Source organism: Pseudomonas sp. RGB, assembly GCF_007713445.1.
GTDB lineage: Bacteria > Pseudomonadota > Gammaproteobacteria > Pseudomonadales > Pseudomonadaceae > Aquipseudomonas.
Genome location: NZ_VMSH01000001.1, coordinates 92389 through 116683, shown reverse-complemented (window position 1 = coordinate 116683; position 24295 = coordinate 92389). Strand labels below are relative to the sequence as shown.

Genomic DNA, 24295 nt, shown 5'->3' with positions numbered 1-24295 from the left:
CCGAGCACTTAAACGCGCTGCCTGCCTGGGCAACGCGGTTCCATAAAAACAACAGCGAGGTGAAAGCATGTCTGGTAATCGTGGTGTCGTGTATCTCGGCAACGGCAAGGTCGAAGTACAGAAAATCGACTATCCCAAAATGCAGGACCCCCGTGGCAGGAAGATTGAGCACGGCGTCATCCTGCGCGTGGTCTCCACCAACATCTGCGGCTCCGACCAACACATGGTGCGCGGCCGTACCACCGCCCAGACCGGCCTGGTCCTGGGGCATGAAATCACTGGCGAAGTGATCGAAAAGGGCAGCGACGTCGAAAACCTGAAAATCGGCGACCTGGTCTCGGTGCCGTTCAACGTGGCGTGCGGCCGCTGCCGCTCCTGCAAGGAACAACACACCGGTGTGTGCCTGACCGTCAACCCGGCCCGTGCCGGTGGCGCGTACGGTTATGTCGACATGGGCGACTGGACCGGCGGGCAGGCCGAATACGTGCTGGTGCCGTACGCCGACTTCAACCTGCTGAAACTGCCGGACCGCGACAAGGCCATGGAGAAAATCCGCGACCTGACCTGCCTCTCCGACATCCTGCCCACCGGCTACCACGGCGCCGTCACCGCCGGCGTTGGCCCGGGCAGCACGGTGTATATCGCCGGCGCCGGCCCGGTTGGCCTGGCCGCGGCCGCCTCGGCTCGGTTGCTGGGTGCCGCCGTAGTGATCATCGGCGACGTCAACCCGATCCGCCTGGCCCATGCCAAGGCCCAGGGTTTTGAAATTGCCGACCTGTCCAAAGACACGCCTCTGCACGAACAGATCGCCGCACTGCTGGGCGAGCCGGAAGTTGACTGCGCCGTCGATGCCGTAGGCTTCGAAGCCCGTGGCCACGGCCATGAAGGCGCCAAGGCAGAAGCACCGGCCACCGTGCTCAACTCGCTGATGGGCGTGGTACGCGTGGCGGGCAAAATCGGCATTCCTGGCCTGTACGTCACCGAAGACCCAGGCGCTGTCGACGCCGCCGCGAAGATGGGCAGCCTGAGCATTCGCTTCGGGTTGGGCTGGGCTAAATCCCACAGCTTCCACACCGGCCAAACCCCGGTGATGAAGTACAACCGCCAGCTGATGCAGGCGATCATGTGGGACCGCATCAACATTGCCGAAATCGTCGGCGTGCAGGTCATCAGCCTGGATGACGCGCCGCGTGGGTACGGCGAGTTCGATGCGGGTGTGCCGAAGAAGTTTGTGATCGACCCGCATAAGTTGTTCAGTGCGGCGTAAGGCTTAGGCCAAACAAAAGGGCGACCCATGGGTCGCCCTTTTTGCGTCGAGTGCTTAAGCCTGCAAGCGCCGTGAGCAAGGCGCCTGGCCGACGAAGATCAAAATGTGGGAGCTGGCTTGCCTGCGATGGCGGCGGGCCAGTTGACCTATCCTTGGCTGACCCACCGCTATCGCGGGCAAGCCCGCTCCCACAGGGGTTGAGTGGTGTCAGCGAGAGGCGAGTGCGCCTTGGTACAGGACCGGGCCAGTGGGTTGCCCGGTCGGCGAGCCGCCTTGTGGTTCCAGGCTGACCGCGAGGGTCACGGGGGCCGTCAACAGCGCCTGTTGTTCCTTGCTCAACTGGATTCGGCCCTTGCCGGCACTAGGCACCAAGCCCAGGGAAATCGGCTTTCCGCCAGCCGGGATGACCCACAATTCCAGGGCGCGCGTCGGCTCAACAGCGGCCAACGTCAGCGGCTCCACTTGCAGGTGATCGCCAAATGCCTGGATCTGCAGCGCCGGTTGCTGGTTAGCCGCCACCAGCGTGGCGTTGTACTCGGCGCCGATGTCACGCTGATAAAGCACGCCGACCAACACGGCGACGACGACCGCACATGCTGCCGCCAGCAGGCGAAAGCTCATCCAGAACGGTTTCTTCGCCGGCACATGCAGCACTTGCGGCTCGATCCGTGCCTTGATGCCTGCCCACACATGATTCGGCACCGGGCGTTCGGGCAGTGCGCCGGTCAGGCTGGCGAGGGCATCCTGCCAATGGCCGAGTTCGACGCGCAGCGCGGCGTCTTCCAGTAACAGGGCGTCGAAGCGCCGACGGGCGGTAGCCGGCATCAGGCCGATCGCGTAGTCGGCGGCGAGGGCGCGGCGCAGGGCGGTGGTTTGGTAGTTCATGATTCAAGGCACCTGCGCAGGCGCTCCATGCCACGGCGAATCCAGGATTTGACCGAGCCCAGGGGCGCGGCCAAGTGTTCGGCCAGTTCCGAGCACGACAGGCCCTGGAAGTAAGCCACGGTGATCGATTGGCGCTGCATGCCATCGAGGGTGTCGAGGCAGCGGTTCAGGGCGCGGGCCTCGCGCTCGGTGTCGAGCTGTTCGTGGGCGCTGGGGCTGTCGTCGAGCAGGGCGTCCTGCTGGCCGTCGGCCAAGGGCTGTTCGCGGTGCTTGCGCAATTGGTCGATGGCCAGGTTACGGGTGATGTTCACCATCCAGGTCATCGGCGCCGCCAAGTGCGCCTCGTAGCGCGAAGCGTTGTACCAGATGCGCACAAAGGCTTCCTGCAGCACTTCTTCAGCCAGGTCCTTGCGCCCCATGAACCGGAATGCAACACCGTGCAGGCGTGGCGAGACACTGCGGTAGAGGGTCTCGAACGCCTGGCGGTTGCCCAGGGCGCACTGCGCCAGCAGGGGCTGCAACGGGTCAGCATCGTTGGTGGAAATAGGGCTTCTCCAGGCTCTCGAACGAGGGCGACGGGACTGCGCACGGTAGGCAGAGGGTAGTCCAGCTTGAGCATTCATTCCATCCGACTCCGAGCGGTGCATGCTGGGTATACGCGCGGTAGGGGGATTTGGATGCAGCTTTTTCTGAACTAATCTTCAGGTGGGAACAATCCTTCGGGACTGTCAGTCCAACGCCTGCTTTTAGCTCCTACATTCAGAGGTTGTCTTGATGAAGATTTCACGCGGTTTTGCCCTGTCCTGCCTGATGACCGTGGCCGCCAGCCCGGTGTTTGCCGCAGGTTTCAGCCTCGGTGACGTGGCCAACGCCGTTTCCAGCGCCCAGGGCAGCAACAACAAGGCGGCTGCTGCAGCGCCAAGTTCCCAGACCGCAGGCCTGCTGAGCGCCCTGACTTCGCAACTGAACGTCACCCCTGAACAAGCCGTCGGCGGTACCGGCGCCATGCTGGGCCTGGCCAAGAACCAATTGAGCAGCACCGACTATTCGCAATTGGGCAAAAGCGTGCCCGGCCTGGATAAGCTCGCGGGGAACAACTCCCTGGGCAGCCTCGGCGCCTTGAGCGGGATGCTCGGCCAGAGCGGCGGCAGCAAAACCAGCGGCCTGGACAGCGTGCTGGGTAACGTGAAGAACACCAACGACCTGAACACCGCCTTCAGCGCGCTGGGCATGGATAACAGCATGATCGGCAAGTTTGCGCCGGTGATCCTGCAATACCTGGGTGGTCAGGGCGCCAACGAATCGGTGCTGGGCAAACTCGCCTCGGCCTGGGGCACTGGCAGCTAAATAGGCTCCGCGCGCAGTTGGGCGATGCGCGCGTCCTTCTCCCTCCAGAGCTGGTTCACCCAGTTCTGGACGGTCTGGCGAAAGGCCGGATCATTCTCGTAATCGCCCTGCCATAGCGCCGGGTCGAGTTCCCGGGTGCGAATGTCAATGATCACTTTGGGCACCGCGCCGCTGATCAAATCCCAAAACCCCGGAATCTTTTGCTGCGGATAGACCACGGTCACGTCGAGCACGGCATCCAGTTGTTCACCCAGCGCTGCCAACACAAACGCCACGCCGCCCGCCTTGGGTTTGAGCAACCGGGCATACGGTGAATCCTGCTGCTTGTGTTTGGCCGCGTTGAACCGCGTGCCTTCCAGGTAATTCACCACGGTCACCGGCTGGCGCTTGAACAGTTCGCAGGCCTCTTTGGTGATTTTCAGGTCCTGGCCTGCCAGCTCAGGGTGCTTGGCCAGGAACGCCTTGGTGTAGCGCTTCATGAAGGGGTAATCCAGCGCCCACCACGCCAGGCCGAGGAAGGGCACCCAGATCAGCTCTTTTTTCAGGAAGAATTTGAAGAACGGCGTGCGCCGGTTGAGCGCCTGGATCAGCGCCGGAATGTCCACCCAGGACTGATGGTTGCTGATCACCAGGTAAGAGGTGTCGCCACGTAGCTGCGCGCCACCGCGGATGTCCCATTGGGTGGGGATGCACAGCGAAAAAATCAGCTTGTCGATTTCAGCCCAGGTCTCGGCGATCCACATCACGGCCCACGAGGCATAGTCGCGATAGCGCCCGGGCGCCACCAGCTTGAGCAGGGCAAACAGCATCAACGGCCCGAACAGCACCAGGGTGTTGAGCAATAGCAGCAGTGTGACGAAACAGCCGGTGAGCAGGCGGCGCATAAGTAACTCTTGGAATCCTGTGGGCGGGCCATGATAAGCAAGCTGAGTCTAGAGGCCAAATCGCAAATCACTGGACGAATGTTTCACAATGTTCCCGGTATGGTTGAGAACTAACTAAGTGCTGCCTTTGCGGTCTAGAATCCGCCTACTTCTTTCGAGGAAATCACTTCGTGAAATTGCTCCTTGCCGCGTTCGCCCTCGTTCTTCCTGTTGTGGCTGCCCAGCCTGTCCTGGCCGCCGAACCGACCCTTTACGGTCGCTACGAATACATCCAGTTGCCGGAGATCGGCGAAACCTTCAAGGCCAAGATGGACACCGGCGCGCTGACCGCCTCGCTGTCGGCCCGAGACATCGAGACCTTCACCCGCGATGGCGACGATTGGGTGCGCTTCCGCCTCGGCGGCAAGGACGCTTCCAACAAAGTCTACGAGCACAAAGTCTCGCGCATCAGCAAGATCAAGAGCCGCGCTGACGAAGACGATGACAAGGACGAAGCCACCGTGGCCAAGCGCCCGGTGATCGACCTGGAAATGTGCCTGGGCAACGTCAAGCGCACCGTTGAGGTGAACCTCACCGACCGCAGCAGCTTCAACTACCCGCTGCTGATCGGCGCCAAGGCCCTGCGTGAATTCGGCGCAGCGGTGAACCCGGCGCGTCGCTACACTGCCGACAAACCGGACTGCTGACGGACCCACATGCCGCATATCCTGATTGTCGAAGACGAAGCGGCGATAGCCGACACGCTGATTTTCGCCCTGCAAGGCGAGGGCTTCACCACCACCTGGCTGAGCCTTGGCCAGGAGGCGCTGGCCCATCAGCGCCAGTCGCCCGCTGACTTGATCATCCTCGACATCGGCCTGCCGGACATCAGCGGCTTTGAAACCTGCAAGCAATTGCGCCGTTTCAGTGAAGTGCCGGTGATGTTTCTCAGCGCCCGTGACGGCGAGATTGATCGGGTGGTGGGCCTGGAGATCGGTGCTGACGATTATGTGGTCAAGCCGTTCAGCCCGCGGGAAGTGGCAGCGCGGGTGCGGGCCATCCTCAAGCGCGTCAGTCCAGGCGCTGCGCCTGCTGTGTTCCAGGTTGACCTGGAACGCATGCAAATCCATTACCGCGGTCATCCCCTGAGCCTGACGCGTCATGAGTTCCGCTTGCTGCAAAGCCTGCTCGAGCAACCCGAGCGCGTGTTCAGCCGCGAGCAATTGCTCGACGCGGTGGGCGTGCCCGCCGACGCTGGCTACGAACGCAATATCGACAGCCATATCAAAAGCCTGCGCAGCAAACTGCGAAGCGTGGCCGCCGACGCCGAGCCGATCCAGACCCACCGTGGCCTGGGTTACAGCTACAGCCCGAGCCATAGCTGATGCGCCTGGGGCTGCGGATTTTCCTGGTGTACGCGCTGTTTATCGGCCTGACCGGCTACTTCGTGCTCAACACGGTCATGAAGGAAATCCGCCCTGGCGTGCGCCAGTCCACCGAAGAAACCCTGGTGGACACGGCCAACCTGCTGGCCGAAATCCTGCGGCTGGACGTAAAGAACGGCACCCTCGGCCAAAGCCACTGGCCGGAGCTGCTCAAGGCGTACGGCAGCCGCCAGCCGGGCGCGACGATCTGGGGCCTGCCGAAAAACCAAGTCAACCACCGTATCTACGTGACGGACGCCAAGGGCATTGTGTTGCTCGACTCCACGGGCGAGGCGGTCGGCCAGGACTATTCCAAATGGAACGACGTGTACCTGACCCTGCGCGGCGAATATGGCGCGCGGTCGACCCGTAATGAGCTAAATGACCCTAACTCGTCGGTGATGCACGTGGGCGCGCCGATCCGCGACAACGGCCAGATCATCGGCGTGGTCACCGTGGCCAAGCCCAACAGCTCGTTGCAGCCCTATGTCGACCGTACCGAGCACCGCCTGCTGTGGTACGGCGCCGGGTTGGTGATCCTCGGCCTGCTGCTCGGCGCACTGTTGTCGTGGTGGCTGAGCGTAGCGCTGCATCGGCTGACGGCGTATGCCCAGGCCGTGAGCGAAGGTCGGCGCGCCGAGTTGCCGCATTACCGCGGCGGTGAGCTCAAGCAGCTGTCCACTGCCGTCGAGCACATGCGCACGCAGCTGGAGGGCAAGGCCTACGTCGAGCGTTACGTGCACACCCTGACCCACGAACTGAAAAGCCCGCTGGCGGCAATTCGTGGCGCGGCGGAGCTGTTGCAGGGCGACATGAGCCGTGAGCAACAGCAGCGCTTCGTCGGCAATATCGACAGTGAAAGCGCGCGCTTGCAACAGTTGATCGAGCGCCTGCTGAACCTGGCCCAAGTGGAGCAGCGCCAAGGTTTGGAAGAGCAAGTCAGCATGCCGTTGGCGACCCTGGTCGACGAGGTGCTCAAGGCTCAATGCGCGCGCATTGAAGGTGCCGGCTTGCAGGTCGAACAGGCGATTAGCGCGGATGTGAAGGTATTTGGCGAGCCGTTCCTGCTGCGCCAGGCCTTGGGTAATCTGCTCGATAACGCCCTGGACTTCACGCCGCCCGGTGGCACGTTGAGGTTCAGCGCACGCACGCAGCACAACGACGTGCAGGTCAGCCTGTTCAACCAGGCTGCGGCCATTCCCGACTACGCCTTGCCGCGCTTGAGTGAGCGTTTCTACTCGCTGCCACGCCCGGCGAGCGGGCGCAAAAGCACCGGCCTGGGCCTTAACTTTGTTGAAGAAGTGATGAAGCTGCACGGCGGCGCGTTGCAGATCGGCAATGTGCAAGGCGGCGTGCAAGTGGTGCTGCATCTCCACACAGTCTCCACATTGCCCACATAAATCTCCCATCTGCGCGGTTCACGCTCTGCCCATCAAAACAGGGAGAGCCCCATGAACCGCAGCCTGCTTTTCAAACTAGGCGCGATTGCGCTACTGATTCTGCTGTTGCTGATTCCGTTGCTGATGATCAACGGCATTATTGCTGACCGCCAATACGCCCGCGACAGCGTGCTGATGGATATCGCCCGTAGCTCCAGTTACAGCCAGCACCTCAACGGCCCGGTGATGGTGGTGCCTTACCGCAAGACCGTGCGCGAGTGGAAACTCAATGAAAAGCTCAATAAACGCTACGAGGAAACCCGTGAAGAGCGCGGTCGTCTGTATTTCCTGCCGGACCGCTTTGAGCTCGATGGCAAGGTGCAAACCGAGCTGCGGTCGCGGGGTATTTACCAGGCGCGACTGTTCCATGCCGACACCCGCATCAGCGGGCGTTTCGAGCTGCCTGCGCAGTTGGGCATCACGCAAGACTTTGCCGATTACCGCTTTGATCCAGCGTTTCTGGCGGTGGGCATCAGCGATATTCGCGGCATTGAAAACGCACTGAAACTGGAACTGGGCGACCAACGCCTGGACTTCTCGCCGGGTACTCAAGTGGACTGGCTGGGGGAGGGCGTGCACGTGGCATTGCCGGAACAGGACAGCAAGAAACCGGCCGTGCTGGACTTCGCTTTTGACCTGCGCCTGCAAGGCACCGAACAACTGCAAGTGGTGCCGGTGGGCAAGGTCAGTGAGGTCTCGCTCGCATCGAACTGGCCCCACCCAAGCTTCATCGGCAACTTCCTGCCGGCTCAACGGGCCGTCACCGATAAAGGCTTTACGGCCAACTGGCAGACCACATTTTTTTCCACCAATCTGGAGCAAGCCCTGCAATCCTGCCTGGACGGGCGAAGCTGTGATGGCTTCAGCAACCGCAGCTTCGGCGTGAACTTCATCGACCCGGTGGACCAGTACCTCAAGAGCGACCGCGCGATCAAATACGCGCTGCTGTTTATCGCCCTGACGTTTGCCGGCTTCTTCCTGTTCGAAGTGCTCAAGAGCCTGGCGGTGCACCCGATTCAATACGCGTTGGTGGGCGTTGCCCTGGCGTTCTTTTACCTGCTGTTGTTGTCGTTGTCCGAGCACATCGGCTTTGGCCCGGCGTACCTGTTGTCGGCGAGCGCCTGTGTGTTGTTGATCGGCTTCTACGTGTGCCATGTGCTGCGCAGCATTGCCCATGGGCTGGGCTTTTCGGCGGGGCTGGCGGCGCTGTATGGCCTGTTGTACGGGCTGCTCAGTGCCGAGGATTACGCGCTGCTGATGGGCTCGCTGTTGCTGTTCGGGCTGCTGGGCACAGTGATGGTGCTGACGCGCAAACTCGATTGGTATGGCGTGGGCAAGCGCAAGGTGGCCGAGCCGCTGCAGTTTGACCTGGAGGCCGTGCAATGATCGGGTTACGGGAAGATCAGCAGGTAAAGACGCAATTGGTGGCGAGGATTAACCTGCTGTTCCCTGTTGTCGTTGTGGCGAGCGGGCTTGCCCCGCGTTGGGCTGCGCAGCAGCCCCAGAACCCATCACAGAGGAGTGCCTGATGGACCGCATTCTGATTGATTGGGGCGGCTTCGCCACCCAACGCGGGGCAAGCCCGCTCGCCACGACAAGCCCGCTGGCCACACAAAGCGGGCTCACTGCACAGGGTCAGATCGGCGGCTGGGTCTGCAGCATCGACGGCCGCTGGCTGACCTTGGCGTACCAATCGGCAAGCTGGGGATTCGCAGCGCGCCATTGCAAGTCTGGGTGGCGGAAGTCGAGGTAGCCCAAGGCGCAGGCCACGCTGATCGACGCAATGTCGAAGTGGCTGGCCAACTCGGCAATCGCATTGGCTTCCAACTCCGCGAGGGTGCGACGGATCTTGTTGCGCTGCTCATCCAGCCATTGGTCCCAGTGCTTTTCTGCCGGGCGCATGGCGGTTTCGTAACGCACCAGCACGGCGGCGTCCATGATGCCGTCGGCCATTGAGGCCAGGGTCAGGCGTCGCCAGCGCGCCGAGCCGTCGCGAGGGATCAGCGGGTTGCCGACATGCTGGTGGTCGAGGTAATCGAGGATCACCCGGCTGTCGTGCAGGGCGCTGCCGTCGGCCAGGCGCAGGGCCGGGATCTTGCCCACGGGGTTTTCGTGCACCAGCTGCGCGTCCGGGTTGACCGGTGTCGGCATGCAGCCTTGCAGGGCCACGCGGTCCTGCTGGCCGGTTTCGATCAGCAGCACGCGGACTTTACGAACAAAGGGTGAGGCAGGGTTGTGGAACAAGGTCATGCTGGGCGTGGACATGGGCATTCCTCGAAATGGGCAGTGGCTAGCCTAGAGGGTTGCGCGGTGGCTGGCGAGGGGGCTTTGGGTGTTTTTGAGGGCCTCATCGCAGGCAAGCCAGCTCCCACACGGGGAATGCATTTCAAGGTGGGAGCTGGCTTGCCGGCGATAGCGCCCTCAGCCGCGCCGCTTGAATAACGCCCAAACACCAATGACCGCAGGAATCCCCAAACCGACCCAGCTCAATGAGTCCCACAGCCCATCGCCGAGCAACGCGGCAAACAGCCCGGCCGCGCTGAGCACGCCAATTCCCAGCGGAATGCCAAACACCTTCCAGAAGTTCGACTGACGCGGCTTCATACCCTGGCCGCCTTGCGCCGCACGATCCACAGGTAAACGCCGCTGCCCAGCACGATGATGGTCAGCACATCGAGCACCGCCCAGAGAATCTTCATCGGCATTCCGCCGTAGTCACCAAAGTGCAATGGCTGCGACATGCCCATGGCGTCCATGTACCACGGCCGCTCAGCGATAGCGGTGACGGCCAGGGTGCTGGCGTCGATCAGCACCGGCGTGAGCAGGTGCGAGGTCAGGTGCGTGCTGCCCTTCATGAACACCGCGTAATGGTGCTCACTGGAAAAACGTGTGCCGGGGAAGGCGATAAAGTCCGGCTCCATGCCGGGCGCGGCCTTGGCGGCAATGCTCAGCAGCTCGGTGGCCGGCGCGCGTTGGGTCAGTGGCGGCGCGTTTTTGTAGGGTTCGATCATCGCGCTGAGGCTGTCCTGGCGCCAGGCGGCGATGATCAGGTCGGCGCAGGCGCTGATCACACCGGTCACGCCCACCACCAGCGCCCAAGTCAGCGTGACCACGCCGATCAGGTTGTGCAGGTCGAGCCAACGCAAGCGCGTGGACTTGTCCTGGCGCACGGTGGCGAACTTCAAGCGGCGCATGAACGGCAGGTACAGCACCGTGCCCGAGACAATCGCCAGCACAAACAAAAGGCCCATGAAGGCCAGCAGCAACTTGCCCGGCAGGCCGGCGAACATGTCCACATGCAGGCGCAGCAGGAACAGCGTCAGCCCGCCATTGGCCGCTGGGGTTTCGACGGCTTCACCGGTGCGCGCATCGAGCATGAAAGTGTGCGACGAGTTGGGTTCGGTGCCAGCCGTGGCGGCCATGATTGCGATCACGCCGTTCTTGTCGTCTTCGTCCCACGCCAGGTATTGCATCGCCTCACCCGGGCGATGCGCCTGGGCTTTGGCCACCAGTTGCTCAAGGTTCAGCTGCGGGGTATCGGCGGGCATCTGCGCCAGTTCAGGCTCATTGCCCAGCAGGTGATCGATCTCATGGTGAAACACCAACGGCAGGCCGGTGAGGGCGAGCAGCAGGAGGAAGACTGTGCAGATCAGGCTGGTCCAGGTGTGGATGAAGGACCAGCGGCGGATGGTTTTGCTTTTCATGGTTCATCCAAATGCAAAAGGGCCACGGCGTTACCGTGACCCTTGGGTGACCGCGTCAGTGGTTTACCACTTGTAGTTCACAGCTGCCACGACATTGCGTTCATCACCGTAGTAGCACCAAGCGCCGTCGCAGGTCGACAAGTAATCCTTGTTGAAGATGTTCTTGGCGGTGACATCCACTGAGACACCCGCGAGTACCGGGTTTATACGGCTCAAGTCGTAATGCACGGCAGCATCGTAAACGGTATAGGAACCAACGTGGCCATTGGCGGTGTTAGCAGTATTGCCGTAGGTGTCGCCCACGTAACGCACGCCAGCGCCTACGCCAAAGCCATCCAGCACACCCGAATGCCACGTGTAATCAGACCACAGCGACGCCTGGTTACGTGGTACCAGCTTCATGCGGTTGCCCTTGTCGTCACCCTTGAGGATTTCGGTGTCGGTGTAGGTATACGAGCCCACCAGTTTCAGATTGTCGGTGACTTCCGACGTGGCTTCCAGCTCCAGGCCGCGCACGCTGATTTCGCCGATCTGACTGGTGATGTTGTTCTGTGTCACCGAAACGTTTTGCTGGCGCAGGTCAAATACGGCGGCGGTCAACAGGGTCTTGCTGCCTACCGGTTGGTACTTCACACCCACTTCGGTCTGCTTGCCCTGAGTTGGCTTGAACGACTCGGTCGCGCTTGCACTGGCGCCAGCAGTGGGCTGGAACGACTCGGTATAGGAGATGTACGGCGTGATGCCAGAATCGAATACATAGCTGAGGCCAGCATTACCGCTGAAGGCTTTGTCACGTTGGGTGTTGGTGGCGTCATTCATGTTGAAGAACGTTGTGCCGGTATGAATCCAGTCCTCGCGCCCTCCCAGGGTCAGGCGCCATTTATCCAGGGCAATTTGGTCTTGGATGTAGAGGCCGGTCTGCACGGTTTTCTGGTTGTAATCGTAGAAGGTGAACGGCGCACCCGCTGGGCGTGGCTGGTTGTAAATTGGGCGGTTCGGGTTGATGCTCGCCGCGTTGCCTTCGATCCAGTGGTAGTCGGTATTGGAGCGCTGGTGGTCCAGGCCGAGCAACAGGGTATGGCTCAGGGCTCCAGTCTGGAAGTCGGCCTGGAAGTTGTTGTCGACAGCCAGTTGGGCGATGTCTTCGTCCACTTTGTCGTAAATGCGTTTGAGCATTCCATCTGCGCCGACGGCGGTATCGCCATAGCTGGAATAGGTGGTGTTGAAAGCCAGTTCGCTCTTGGTGTAACGCAGGTTTTGCTTGAACTGCCACACATCGTTGAAGCGATGATCGAAGGCATAACCCAAGGCATAGTATGTGCGGTCGTAGTAGTCCTGGTCCGGCTCGCCAAGGTTCTTGTGATGGGAAATCTTACCCGCCGGCGAACTCAGCTTGGTGCCCTGCAACGGTAAAAACTGACCGCTGATACCAGTATCATCGCGGGTGAACTGCGAGAGCAGGGTCAGGTGAGTGTCGTCGTTTATGTTCCAGGTCAGGCTCGGCGCGATGTTGTAGCGCTTATCCTCGATATGGTCGATAGGTGTACCGCTGTCGCGAACTACGCCATCGACACGGTAGAGAAACTGACCTTGGTCATCAATTTTGCCGGTGCTGTCGAAGCTGATTTGCTTGCGATTGTTGCTACCGACTTCGGCGCGCACGGCGTTGCTGCTTTCCGCCTGTGGGCGACGGCTGACCATGTCGAGCATACCGCCCGGCGGGGTTTGCCCGTATACCGAGGACGCTGGACCACGCAACAGTGTGATGCGGTCCAGGTTCCAGGTTTCCTGTTTCGGGTTGGCATAAGAACCTTTGGGCAACGGCAAACCGTCGAGGAATTGCGTCGGCTCGAAGCCACGTACTCGAAGCCAGTCCGCTCGGGAATCGCTGCCGTAGCTGCTGGCGATCACTCCAGGCATGTAGCGCACAGCGTCATCGAGGTTCTGCACGCCGCGGTCTTCCATCTGGGCACGCGTGACCACAGACATTGAGCGGGGCGCCTCAACGATTGGTGTGTCTGTCTTGGTGCCCGCAGCTGTGCGCGTTGCGACATACCCGTCCACAGGTCCCCACGCACTTTCATAGCTGCCTTGCCCGGTGATACTGGTCTCAGCCAACGCCACAACGCCTTCCGGAATCGCCACCAGCGTAAACGTGCCCGCGCTGCTTTGCTCCAGTTGCAGCCCGGTGCCACGCAACGCCTCTCGCAGCGCGCCCTGCGCATCGAACTGGCCTTTGACCGGTGCCGAGGTCTTGCCCGACGCCAATGCTGGGTTCAGGGTCAGCGCAAGGCCGGCCTGGCTGGCGATCTGGTTGAGCGTGCTGGCCAACGGCGCAGCCGGCAGGTTGTAGACGCGCACGCTGGAAGCCTGTTCGGCGGCGATCAGCGTGGTGCTCGCCAGCGGGGCGCTCAGGGCAATGGCCACGGCTAACAGGCTGGGGCGCAACAAGGTGTCTAGCGTGCGGGACATAGGGCGGCTCCTGAATGGAAACATTTCTCAATTGCCTAGGTGCCGGACGAGAATCAAAAAGTGATAGGGCCAAGCGAAAATAAATCTGCGGATGTGCGCAACTGTTCGTACGGCATGGCCCTCAAGGCGCGGGGGAGCTGGGTTTTTCAGCCGACCGCCCACTGCAGTTTGTCGGCCAGGGCGTCGGGGTAGTGATCGGTCTGGGTGATTGCCGCGCGTGTGGCTGCGCCATGACCGAAGGCTTCGATCAACACGTCAACCTGTGTGGCCAGCAAGTCGCTCAGCGAATCAAGCCGTGACTCAAGGGCGCGGTAGCGGGCGATGTCCATAAGGCCTTCGCTGATGAACCAGGCAGCATGCTTGTTCAGGTAGTCCAACACGTAGAGGCCGCACAGCGCGTTGCCCAGTTCCTTGGCCAACCCTTGGGGCAGCAAGCTGCCGGCGCGGATTGCGCTTTGGATGGCAAGACGCTGGGCGTAGGCCTCTCCTGCGCGGGCAACGACCATCAACTGCGCGTTCCAGACCTGCATGTCGTCCTCTTCCTCGCCACGGTGCCGGGCAACATGGTCGGCCACCTGCTTGAGCAAACGGTACTCCAGGGTGTGAGCCATGGCTTGCCAGTATTCGGTGTCATCCAGCCCGGCCTGGGGGTTGGGCGGTGTGGGTTCACTCAAGGGTTGGCCGATCAGTACCTTGGCGGCGTCCAGCAGGATCATGCGGTTATTGCCACCGGCGTCCTGGTAGATTTTGGCCATGCCTTCGTAGTCGGCGAAGCGATTGAGGTTGAGCGCACCGGCCACCCCGCAGCGCAACCGACACTCTGTCGCCAGCGCCTCGGCGGCGGGGGCACACAGCGCCTTGGTCAGCGCCAGGGTTTGGCTGATGGCGGCCCACGGTGTCCACGTCACGTCGCCTGTGCCGGTGGTGTGCAGTGACGCCTGACTGGCCGTGCCTTCAATCCACAGGCGGGCGGAGTCGTTGGCAAAGCACTTCATGACATACGCCGTGGCCAGGCAACTGAACAGCGCGCGGCGTTGGGTACGAAAAGCCAACAGGCCGGTGCCGTTGCCGATCCGCGCCTGGGTCGTGCGTCGGTTGGCATGGGTCAGGGCCAGGGTTGAACAGGCAAGCATCACCGAACTCAAGCCGACGCCGACCATCGCCCACACATTCTTGGGCGCGAACAGTGAGCGAATCAGGCGACGGTCCGTACTGCCCAGCGGGTCGTGGAACTGATTGGACGCGTCGATCGAAGCGCCATCGCGCAGCCACGCGTCGAAGGGCAGGCGCACGTTGTCAAAACTCGCCAGGCCGTAATCCAGCGGCACTGCGCGAATTTCCGCCGGTGACGACATGGAAACTCCCGGGCGCGGGCCGTTGGCGTCACTCAATGGCAGCATGAACGCGAATACGCCACAGGGCTGGCCCTGAACGATCACTTGGGCAAACACCACGCCCAGCTTGTCCAGGTTGCTGATCCCGACGTTGGCGAATTTAAGCGCGGCCTTGTTCGGTGTGTTGAGCACGAAGGTGCGCGTGTCGGCGTCGAATACGGCCTCGACACACGCGCCCATGTGGGAGTTGCTGCGACCTATCTCGGTCAGCGCGTAAACCCCCAGACTCTCACCGGCCTCCAGCTTGCGTCGCCACTGGGTGGCGCTCGGGTGATCCTGCTCGAACGCCAGCAGCGTACCGATACACAACCCCTGCTGAATCACGCAGCCCATGAACAGCGAGGGATCATTGAGCGCCGCGTGGGTGGCCTCGGCCATCAACAACTGCGGCTGCGCAAAGCCATGGATACCGTCGGGCAGCTGGCGCATCAGGTGCTGCAGGCGTTGGTAGGTGTGCCGATGACCCTCATGAAAACTCTGGTTGGCGCGAGGATGGAGTTCGGGGTCGCTGAAAATCTTCGCCATCTGCGCGTGAACTTCGGCATCGACTGGCCCGTTGGCCAGCTGGCGCAAGGCAACCACGGCCTTGTGTGCTTCGGGCGCATTGACCAGCAAATGGCGCAGGGTTTCGATAGGTTGCGCCAGCGGCGCGTAGGTCTGTGCAGGGTGCAGGCTTTTGCGTATGCACACCGACAGGCCGCTGTTCACCCCAAGGTCGATAAACACAGTGTGTTTGTCCGTCGGCAGTTGCGCCAACGTGTGGGGCAGGTTGGTGGGTTGCGTGACGCCCAGGGTAAACATGTGATGCAAATCGTCCTCGGGTTCGTAGCGACGCCCCAGCACGGTTGAGTAGATCGGTGTTTTGAAGGGTTTGGGTGCCAGCGGCTGCAGGTTTTCGTGAAGTCGCCGGGCGACTTCCGTGTGAGGCGGATAGTGCGACGCGTAAGCGATCGAGACCGGGCGCAAGGGGGGCGCGCTGTCATCGTGGTGAGCAAGCAAGTGCTCCAGGTCTGCGGTCTCGCCGCTGATGATGCATTGGGCTGGCGCGTTGACGGAGCCCAGCACCAGATTCGACTCGGGGTAGCGGTCCAGCAGCGCTTGCGTGTCCTGCGCTGAAAGGTTGACCAGCAACATGCTGCCTCGCCCCTCCTCGCTGCGGTAGGCGGCGTTGAGGGCGCATACCGCGCGGGCACCCTGGGCAATGTCGAGCACGCCACCACACACCCGGGCAGCAATTTCGCCGAAGCTTTGCGCAACAATCAGGGAGGGAACAATGCCCGTTGCCTGCAGCAACTGGTTAAGCACCACCGCAGCGCCATACAGCGCCAGTTGCGCCACACCCGAAGGCAGCGGCAGGGCGTGATCGCGGGTCAACAGAACCTGGGTGATCAACCCCGGATGGGGATCAGGTTCGTGCGCCGCCGCCTCGGTTTCGATGATTGCCAGAATCGTGTCAATTCGGTCCCTGGTTTCGGGCACATGCTGATACAGCTCTGCCAGAGCGCCGCACGGATCGCTCCCTTGGCCAGGAAAGGCGAAGACATAGTTCTGACTGTAGATGTTGAGTTGGGTTGACATGGGTCCATCCTCGTTAGCCGAACAGGATCGCTTCACCAGCAGAGTGCTGGAAAAAACGAAGGCTCATTGGATGGCAAAAAAAAGGGCGACGTACCTGTGAGAAATGACAGTTTTTTGTAACGTTTCGAGATAGGTTCGATTCAATTATTGCTAACCGAACCGCCTTGCGCCGGCCTTGCGACCACCTGGGTCCACCACGGTGTGTGCTGCTCGATCTGTACCGGCAGCGTCGGCAGCAGCGCGTTCAGCGCCAGCGTCGTGTCGTGCAGCGGGAAGCTGCCGGTGATGCGCAGATCGGCCACAGTTTTATCCACACCCAGATAGCCGCTGCGGTAGCGGCTGAGTTCCTCGACCACATCGCCCAGGCGGGCGTTGTCGACCACCAGCATGCCGCGCGTCCAGGCGTCGGCGGCGGCAGAGACGGCACGCGCAGGGTCGAGGCTGTCGCTGCGCATCAGCACTTGCTGGCCTTCTTTGAAGATCTGTTCCTTGTGCAGCTCCTGGGGCTGGGCAGCCACGGCGGACTGCAGCACGCTCAGGCGTGTGGCGTGGTCTTCGCGCTTGACGATAAACCGCGTCCCCAGCGCTCGCAGGCTGCCATCGCGGGTTTGTACATAAAACGGGCGTGCATCGTTGTGGCCGGTTTCGACCAGAATTTCGCCTTCCTGCAACACGATCAGCCGGCGTTTTTCGTCGAAACGCACGTCGATGGCCGTGTGGGTATTGAGGTTGATCAGCGTGCCGTCCGCCAGTTTCAGCGTGCGTTGCTCGCCCGTGGCGGTGCTTTCGTCGGCCAGCCAATAATGGATCGGCACATAACGCTCACCGGCAAACAAGGCCAGGGCGCAGAGCAACGCGATGCTTGCCACGCCGCGTCCAAGCTTGCGCACGCGCTGGCGAATGCCTTCGCGCGACTGCAGCAGCGCCGCGCGCGCGGGCCCTGAGGCCACGCTGAAGCGCTGGTCGAGCATGCCCAGCTGGCGCCAGGCGCGCGCATGTTCTTCATCGCTGGCCAGCCATTTGGCGAATTCTTCCTGTGCAACGAAGCTGCCGTCACCTGAGTCCAGGGACAGTTGCCACGCAATCGCGGCATCCAGCACGCGCGCCGAGACCGGCTTGGCGCTGACCACGCTCACAGCGGCTCGCCATACAGTGCGATGTAACACTGGCGAATGCCTTGGGCCAGGTACTGGCGCACGCGGGGCACCGACACGCCAAGACGCTGGGCAATGTCGGCGTGGCCCAGGCCGTCGAGGCGGTTATAGAGGAAGGCGGCGCGGGCCTTGCTCGACAGTTTGCCGAGCAAGCGGTCGATGGCCTTGAGGTCTTCGAGGATCAGTTGCTGCTCTTCCGGCGACGGGTGTTCGCTTTCCGGGATCAGCATCAGTTCAGTGAGGTAGGCCTGCTCCAGGGCCGCGCGCCGGAAGTAGTCGAACAGCAGTCCCTTGGCGATAGCCACCAGAAACGCCCGTGGCTCGCGGGGTTCGCGCAACTCGTCACGGCCCAGCAGGCGCATGAACGTGTCCTGGCTCAGGTCTTCGGCGCGGCTGGGGCAGGCCACATTGCGCCGCAGCCACGCCAACAGCCAGCCACGATGGTCGCGATACAACGCGCCAACAAGCTCAGTGTGTGGGGTCTGGACCGACGACAAGGCATCACCGAATAAACAAGAGGTTTAAACTAACGAGAATTATTCGCGATTGTGTCAGAGGCAAGGAACGCGCGCAATTGGCGTCTGTCGGGCGGTGCTATTAAAACGATGGCGCCTGTTTACGCCGTTTCCATTGGCTCACGCGTGCTTGAAGTGCCTGCGGGGAGTCGATGTGCTGCGCACGCGCACGGCTCAACAGGATGAGCATCAACTCTGCCGTGGCCAGGGCGTCGGCGCTGGCGTGATGGCGCTCACCGACCTGCAGCTTGAAGTGGTTGATCCAGTCGTCCAGCCCGGCTTCACGGATATTCGCGTCGGGGCACAGCAGCGGGGCGATGTCGGCGACGTCGAGGAACGGGTGCGCCAGGCGATAGCCCAGGCTGTCCTTGAGCGCGCGGCTCAGCATGTGTTGATCGAAAGGGGCATGGAACGCCAGCAGCGGGCTGTCGCCAACAAACGCCATGAAGTCCAGCAGCGCCTCGACCGGGTCGGTGCCGGCGGCGATGGCGCTGGGGCCCAGGCCGTGAATCAGCACGCTGGGGCTGAGCTTCGTTTCGGCACGGTGCAAGGTGCGCTCGAACATTTGCGAGAAATCCACCGCGCCGTCCTCAATCACCACCGCGCCAATGGACAGCACGTGGTCGCGGTTGAGGTTCAGGCCGCTGGTTTCCAGGTCGACCACTACCCAGCGCTGGTTGCGCAAGGCGCCATCCCCCAGCACGGCAGGTGCGGGCAACTGCGCCAGGCGCCTCTGCTGAGTCGCGTCGAGCCCGGGCTTTTTCGCACGCAGCCAGCTGAACAAACTCACAGTTGGTACCGAAAGGTCAGGCTGCTTTGCAGGCGCTGCGCCTGACGCAGGGATTCACGCAGGATGCGCCGGTCCAGGTGGTTGAGGCTGTCGGGGTCCACGCGGTTGGAATACGGCTGGTTCTCGCGGGTTTGCAGTTGGTGCTGCTGCATGCGGGTTTGCTGGATGAAGTGGTAGGCCTCTTCGTATGCGGCGCCGTCCAATCGCTCGATGACTTCTTTGTCCACCAACTGGCGCAGCCGCTCCAGGGTGTTGTTGGCGTGGATGCCATTGGCCAGGGCCAGCAGGCGCGCGCCATCGACAAAGGGCGTGAGGCCCTGCACCTTGAGGTCGAGGGTGGCCTTTTCGCCGCCTTTGCGCGTCAGCACAAAGTCGCGGAAACGCCCCACCGGCGGGCGCTGACGCAAGGCGTTTTCGGCCAGCATGCGTTGGAACAGCCGGTTGTCCGCGACTTGATCGAGAATGCCCTGGCGCAGTTGTTCGCAGCCCTGTTCATCGCCCCACACCACGCGCAAATCGAAATAGATGCTCGACCCCAGCAGGTTCTCCGGCGTGGCCTCACGGATAAACGCCCCGAAGCGCCGCGCCCATTCGGCCCGCGACAGGCACAGTTCGGGGTTACCGGCCATGATGTTGCCCTTGCACAGGCTGAAGCCGCACAACGCCAGGCTCTGGTTGATCTGCTGTGCCAAGGGCAACAAGCGGCCGCGAATCTCGGCGGCTTCGGCGGCATCCTTGGCGTCGAACAGGATGCCGTTGTCCTGGTCGGTATACAGCGTCTGCTCGCGGCGGCCCTCGCTGCCAAAACACAACCAACTGAACGGCACGCCGGGGTCGCCCTTGTCGGCCAGGGTCAGTTCGATCACCCGGCACACGGTGTGATCGTTGAGCAGCGTAATAATGTGGGTGATCTGGGTGGACGAGGCGCCATGGGCGAGCATGCGTTCGACCAATTGGCCGATCTCACCGCGAATCGCCACCAGGTTTTCCACGCGTGGCGCATTGCGGATGGTGCGCGCCAAGTGCACCAGGTCCACCCGCTGCAGGGAAAACAGGTCGCGCTCGGAGACCACGCCACACAGGCGCTGGTCTTTGACCAGACACACATGGGCGATGTGCCGTTCGGTCATGGCAATCGCGGCGTCGAAGGCGCTGTGGTCCGGGCTCAAATAGAACGGCGCCTGGGTCATATGGCATTCGATGACCTGATTGAAGTCACTGATGCCATCGGCCACTACCTGACGCAGGTCGCGCAAGGTGAAAATCCCCAGAGGCGCCTTGTGTGCGTCGACGATCACGATGCTGCCCACTTGCTGCTCATGCATCAGTGTGACCGCCTCGCGCAGCGGCGTGCTCGGGCTGCAAGTGACCGGATGGCGCATGGCCAATTCGCCCAAGCGCGTGTTCAACGAGTATTGGGTGCCGAGGGTTTCCACGGCTTTTTGCTGCACCTGCTGGTTCACTTGGTCCAGCAGGCTGCTGACGCCGCGCAGGGCGAAGTCGCGAAACGGGCTCGAAAGCGCGAACAGCTTTATAAAGGCCGGCTTGTTCAGTTGCAGGCAGAAGGTGTCTTCGGCGGCCTTGTGCTCGGTGCGGGTCGCGCGTTCGCCCAGCAGCGCAGCGAGGGGGAAACACTCGCCGGTGGTGATTTCGAAGGTGGTTTGCGTCGCATCTTGATTGAGCAGCGGGCGCTCGCCGACCACGCGGCCTTGCTTGACGATGAAAAAGTGCTCCACCGGCCCGCCCGACGGTTTGAGGATGCTGTCGCCTTGGCCGTAGAAGCGCAGTTGGCACTGTTCGACCAGATACGCCAGGTGTGCGTTTTCCATCTGGTTGAACGGGGGAAAGCGTTGCAGGAATTGCAGGGTGCCGTGGATGTTCTGCAACACGGCGGTTTTTCCCGCCTGCGTGAAAGCATCAGCTTTACTCATAACAGTGACCGCAGTTTCTTGTCGTTATCGTCCTTTATGGTCGGCCCCCGTGCCCTGGGTGCCCATTGGACGTAAGTCTAGGTAGCGGTCAAACCATTGGCGACTAGGGAAAAACCTTACATGGCTATCGTGCAAACCCCGTAGAACGCCCACTAGTCAAACTTTCCGACGAAGTGCACATTGTTCGCCCTTCCGCAGATGTCTGACGAGTGTGCTGGGAGATTGATGAAAACTGCTGAGAAACGTATGCCCGACCACGATATTTTGAGTGATGCAGAGCGCGAGGCACTGAGCGCTGTGATGCTGGAGCCTGATTTACCGCCACAACGTGTGTTGATCGTCGACGACGACAAAGATGCACGCGAATTGCTGGCGGAGATTCTGGGCCTGGACGGCATTCGCTGCATGACCGCCGACAGTGGAGAGGCGGCGTGGGATTTGTTGAGCTCCAGCAGCTCCATCGGTTTGCTGATCACCGACCTGCGCATGGCGCCGAGCAATGGCCTGGAATTGATTCGCCAAGTGCGCAGCTCTCCTCGGGCGGCGCTACCGATCATCATCATGTCCGGGGACGCTGAAGCGCCGGATGTCATCGATGCAATGCACTTGAGTGTGGTGGACTTTTTGCTCAAGCCTATCGACAGCGTGAAGTTGGCGAAGATGGTCAAGCGCGAGTTGGGAATGGCGCAGTAACTTCCACTGGTCGGTATCAGGCGAGCACTGTCAATTCTGACAGTAGGCAAGCAATAGGTGGGGCTGTTTACTGGATGAGTGCGCGGCGGTCGGGAATGGTCGCCCCCTTCACTCACCACCAGGAGTCAGTCATGAAAATCGCTGGCAAGATTAAAGCGGACATTTTCCACAACGGTAAGCTTTTACGCACCACCAGCTCCACGAGCGTTTCGGGTGACAGTAATCACTTTCAAAGTACAGATTCTGCGACCCGTACTTCAGTCTCGATGTCATTTGTTCCCGCCATCGAGGATGGCACCACGACGTACAAGTTCGAGGAGGCTGATTCCAGATTCGGATGCAGCATGGGCGATATGCTTCTGCCTGTTGCCGGTACGGTTGAAGTGACGTCCGCCAACTCAACCGACAACTTAAAATATACGTTCAGTGGGAAGTTTAACGATGGAAGGCGCGACCTGGAGATCAAGGGGACGGCTGAGTTGAACTACCTCTATCCGTGACTTGATTGCTCTTGCAGGATCAGTCCCTGATCTTTTGATCAGGGACGTCTCCATTCGCTAGTTACACACCCATTTTGGCTTTGAACTCACGGCGCCGACGGTGTAACACCGGCTCGGTGTAACCATTGGGTTGCTTGGTCCCTTCAATCACCAACTCCACCGCTGCCTGGAACGCGATGTTGCTGTCGAAATCCGGCGCCAAGGGGCGATACAGGGCATCCCCCGCATTTTGACGGTCTACCACCGGCGCCATGCGCTTGAGGCTTTCCATCACTTGGGTTTCGTTGACGATGCCATGGCGCAGCCAGTTGGCGATGTGCTGGCTGGAGATGCGCAGGGTGGCGCGGTCTTCCATCAAGCCGACGTCATTGATGTCTGGCACTTTCGAGCAGCCGACGCCTTGATCGATCCAGCGCACAACATAACCAAGGATGCCTTGGGCATTGTTGTCCAGCTCGTTGCGGATTTCTTCATCGGACCAATCGGTGTTACTGGCCAGAGGAATGGTCAGGATATCGTCCACCGACGCGCGCTCGCGTTTGGCCAGTTCGGCCTGACGCGCGAACACATCGACCTTGTGGTAATGCAGCGCGTGCAGTGCAGCCGCCGTGGGCGAAGGTACCCAAGCGGTGTTGGCGCCGGCCAGTGGGTGAGCGATTTTCTGTTCAAGCATCGCCGCCATCAGGTCGGGCATCGCCCACATGCCTTTGCCGATCTGCGCACGCCCTTGCAGGCCGGTGCTCAGGCCGATATCGACGTTCCAGTTCTCGTAGGCGCCGATCCATTTCTCGGCCTTCATGGCCGCCTTGCGCACCATCGCACCGGCTTCCATGGAGGTGTGGATTTCGTCGCCAGTGCGGTCGAGGAAGCCGGTGTTGATAAACACCACACGCTCGCTGGCAGCCTTGATGCAGGCCTTGAGGTTGATCGTGGTGCGGCGCTCCTCGTCCATGATCCCGACTTTGAGCGTGTTGCGCGGCAGGTTCAGCACGTCTTCGATACGGCCAAACAGCTCGTTGGTGAACGCAGCTTCTTCCGGGCCGTGCATTTTCGGTTTAACGATGTACACGGAGCCGGTGCGGCTGTTCTTGCGGCTGCTGGTGCCGTTGAGGCTGTGGATTGCCGCCAGGCTGGTGAGCAGACCGTCGAGAATGCCTTCCGGTACTTCGTTGCCGTCTTTGTCGAGGATCGCGTCGATGGTCATCAAGTGGCCAACGTTGCGCACGAACAGCAGCGAACGGCCGTGCAAGGTCACGTCCTGGCCATCCACGCCGGTGTAGACGCGGTCGGGGTTCATGGTACGGGTGAAGGTCTTGCCGCCCTTGGCCACTTCTTCGGCCAGGTCGCCCTTCATCAGGCCGAGCCAGTTGCGGTAGATCACCACTTTGTCATCGGCATCCACGGCGGCGACGGAGTCTTCGCAGTCCATGATGGTGGTCAGCGCGGCTTCCATCAGCACGTCTTTGACGCCGGCCGCATCGGTCTGGCCGACAGGTGTGCTGGCGTCGATCTGGATCTCGAAATGCAGGCCGTTGTGTTTCAGCAAAATGGCGATCGGCTGGTCCGCCGGCCCCTGGAAACCGATCAGTTGTGCATCATCGCGCAGGCCGCTGTTGCTGCCGCCTTTGAGGCTGACGATGAGCTTGCCATCAGCGATCTTGTAGCCGGTGGAATCGACATGGCTGCCGGCGCTGAGCGGCGCGGCTTCGTCGAGGAAAGCACGGGCGAAGGCAATCACCTTGTCGCCGCGCACTTTGTTGTAGCCCTTACCCTTCTCGGCGCCGTCGGCTTCGCTGATAGCGTCGGTGCCATACAGCGCGTCATACAGCGAGCCCCAACGCGCGTTGGATGCGTTGAGGGCGAAACGGGCGTTCATCACCGGCACAACCAGCTGAGGGCCGGCCATGCGGGCGATTTCGTCATCGACGTTTTGGGTCGAGGCCTGGAAGTCTGCGGCTTCTGGCAGCAGGTATCCGATGTCTTGCAGGAAGGCTTTGTAGGCCACCGGGTCGTGGGCCTGGCCGGCGTGGGTCTGGTGCCAGGTATCGATCCGCGCCTGGAAATCGTCGCGTTTGGCGAGTAGGGCTTTGTTCTTCGGTGCCAGGTCGTGAATGACCTTGTCGGCGCCGGCCCAGAACTGGTCGGCAGTTATGCCGGTACCGGGAATGGCTTCGTTGTTCACGAAGTCGAACAGGACTTTGGCGACCTGCAGGCCACCGACTTGAACGTGTTCAGTCATTGCTTGCCTCACTCTGCGGAGCTTATGCGCTTTTCAGCTTTTCAATTTACCAATGAAGCCTCTGGCCATTTAAACCACGAACCCGATCCCCCAGTACATG

Annotated in this window: 21 protein-coding genes; 8 read left to right on the top strand and 13 right to left on the bottom strand. The window is 61.5% G+C overall.

The features are described 5' to 3' along the window. The first annotated feature begins 67 nt into the window (after positions 1-67). Positions 68-1267: a formaldehyde dehydrogenase, glutathione-independent gene (gene fdhA / locus FPT15_RS00540; protein WP_034116135.1), complete on the top strand. Its 1200-nt coding sequence runs from the start codon at positions 68-70 to the stop codon at positions 1265-1267. A 207-nt stretch (positions 1268-1474) separates the two neighbouring features. On the opposite strand, the gene FPT15_RS00530 is transcribed toward fdhA, so the two are convergent. Further along, complete coding sequence (locus FPT15_RS00530; RefSeq protein ID WP_145157533.1) at positions 1475-2152, bottom strand: anti-sigma factor domain-containing protein; 678 nt, start codon at positions 2150-2152, stop codon at positions 1475-1477. Then, complete coding sequence (locus tag FPT15_RS00525) at positions 2149-2775, bottom strand: sigma-70 family RNA polymerase sigma factor (RefSeq protein WP_145157531.1); 627 nt, start codon at positions 2773-2775, stop codon at positions 2149-2151. Before FPT15_RS00525 ends, FPT15_RS00530 begins: the two co-directional genes overlap by 4 nt. A gap of 151 nt (positions 2776-2926) precedes the next feature. Here FPT15_RS00525 and FPT15_RS00520 point away from each other — a divergent pair, with 151 nt between their 5' ends. Further along, complete coding sequence (locus tag FPT15_RS00520) at positions 2927-3499, top strand: DUF2780 domain-containing protein (protein ID WP_145157529.1); 573 nt, start codon at positions 2927-2929, stop codon at positions 3497-3499. Here the strand turns inward: FPT15_RS00520 and FPT15_RS00515 are convergent. Next, positions 3496-4383 (bottom strand): acyltransferase, encoded by an 888-nt coding sequence (locus FPT15_RS00515; protein WP_145157527.1) that lies wholly within the window; start codon positions 4381-4383, stop codon positions 3496-3498. The two genes, FPT15_RS00520 and FPT15_RS00515, sit on opposite strands and share 4 nt — an antisense overlap. A 170-nt stretch (positions 4384-4553) precedes the next feature. On the opposite strand from FPT15_RS00515, the gene FPT15_RS00510 reads away from it, so the two are divergent. Genes FPT15_RS00510 through creD form a run of 4 tightly spaced genes read left to right on the top strand, consistent with a single transcriptional unit; the run spans position 4554 to position 8611 of the window. Further along, complete coding sequence (locus tag FPT15_RS00510) at positions 4554-5069, top strand: ATP-dependent zinc protease (protein WP_145157525.1); 516 nt, start codon at positions 4554-4556, stop codon at positions 5067-5069. A gap of 9 nt (positions 5070-5078) precedes the next feature. Next, on the top strand, positions 5079-5747 hold the full coding sequence (creB, locus tag FPT15_RS00505; protein WP_145157523.1) for a two-component system response regulator CreB: 669 nt from the start codon (positions 5079-5081) through the stop codon (positions 5745-5747). Further along, complete coding sequence (creC, locus tag FPT15_RS00500; protein ID WP_145157521.1) at positions 5747-7186, top strand: two-component system sensor histidine kinase CreC; 1440 nt, start codon at positions 5747-5749, stop codon at positions 7184-7186. Before creB ends, creC begins: the two co-directional genes overlap by 1 nt. A 51-nt stretch (positions 7187-7237) precedes the next feature. Further along, complete coding sequence (gene creD / locus FPT15_RS00495; RefSeq protein WP_145157519.1) at positions 7238-8611, top strand: cell envelope integrity protein CreD; 1374 nt, start codon at positions 7238-7240, stop codon at positions 8609-8611. Positions 8612-8860: 249 nt separating this feature from the next. On the opposite strand, the gene FPT15_RS00490 is transcribed toward creD, so the two are convergent. The 9 genes from FPT15_RS00490 to FPT15_RS00445 form a co-directional block, all read right to left on the bottom strand. Next, positions 8861-9490, bottom strand: a complete 630-nt coding sequence (locus FPT15_RS00490) for a glutathione S-transferase (RefSeq protein WP_145157517.1) — start codon at positions 9488-9490, stop codon at positions 8861-8863. A gap of 156 nt (positions 9491-9646) precedes the next feature. After that, the gene (locus FPT15_RS00480) at positions 9647-9829 is read right to left on the bottom strand and encodes a hypothetical protein (protein ID WP_119737602.1); all 183 of its coding nucleotides are present in this window, start codon (positions 9827-9829) and stop codon (positions 9647-9649) included. Then, positions 9826-10929, bottom strand: coding sequence for a PepSY domain-containing protein (locus tag FPT15_RS00475; RefSeq protein WP_145157513.1), 1104 nt, complete (start codon positions 10927-10929; stop codon positions 9826-9828). Before FPT15_RS00475 ends, FPT15_RS00480 begins: the two co-directional genes overlap by 4 nt. Positions 10930-10992: 63 nt before the next feature. Beyond that, positions 10993-13401 carry a TonB-dependent siderophore receptor gene (locus tag FPT15_RS00470; RefSeq protein WP_145157511.1) on the bottom strand — a complete coding sequence of 803 codons (2409 nt, stop codon included), beginning with the start codon at positions 13399-13401 and terminating at the stop codon, positions 10993-10995. A gap of 146 nt (positions 13402-13547) precedes the next feature. Then, on the bottom strand, positions 13548-16373 hold the full coding sequence (locus tag FPT15_RS00465; RefSeq protein ID WP_145157509.1) for an acyltransferase domain-containing protein: 2826 nt from the start codon (positions 16371-16373) through the stop codon (positions 13548-13550). A gap of 140 nt (positions 16374-16513) precedes the next feature. Then, entirely contained in the window at positions 16514-17509 is a 996-nt protein-coding gene (locus tag FPT15_RS00460) for a FecR domain-containing protein (RefSeq protein ID WP_145157507.1), read from the bottom strand. Next, a complete protein-coding gene (locus FPT15_RS00455; RefSeq protein ID WP_124418608.1) occupies positions 17506-18024 on the bottom strand; it encodes an RNA polymerase sigma factor in 519 nt (172 codons plus the stop codon). The genes FPT15_RS00460 and FPT15_RS00455 overlap by 4 nt, the downstream gene beginning before the upstream one ends. Positions 18025-18124: 100 nt before the next feature. Further along, on the bottom strand, positions 18125-18832 hold the full coding sequence (locus FPT15_RS00450) for a PolC-type DNA polymerase III (RefSeq protein WP_145157505.1): 708 nt from the start codon (positions 18830-18832) through the stop codon (positions 18125-18127). Further along, the gene (locus FPT15_RS00445; RefSeq protein WP_145157503.1) at positions 18829-20763 is read right to left on the bottom strand and encodes a putative nucleotidyltransferase substrate binding domain-containing protein; all 1935 of its coding nucleotides are present in this window, start codon (positions 20761-20763) and stop codon (positions 18829-18831) included. Before FPT15_RS00445 ends, FPT15_RS00450 begins: the two co-directional genes overlap by 4 nt. Positions 20764-21009: 246 nt before the next feature. Here FPT15_RS00445 and FPT15_RS00440 point away from each other — a divergent pair, with 246 nt between their 5' ends. After that, a complete protein-coding gene (locus FPT15_RS00440) occupies positions 21010-21456 on the top strand; it encodes a response regulator (RefSeq protein ID WP_145157501.1) in 447 nt (148 codons plus the stop codon). A gap of 131 nt (positions 21457-21587) precedes the next feature. After that, entirely contained in the window at positions 21588-21956 is a 369-nt protein-coding gene (locus tag FPT15_RS00435) for a hypothetical protein (protein ID WP_145157499.1), read from the top strand. Positions 21957-22017: 61 nt separating this feature from the next. On the opposite strand, the gene FPT15_RS00430 is transcribed toward FPT15_RS00435, so the two are convergent. Beyond that, positions 22018-24195: a malate synthase G gene (locus FPT15_RS00430; RefSeq protein ID WP_145157497.1), complete on the bottom strand. Its 2178-nt coding sequence runs from the start codon at positions 24193-24195 to the stop codon at positions 22018-22020. Between the last annotated feature and the right edge of the window lie 100 nt (positions 24196-24295).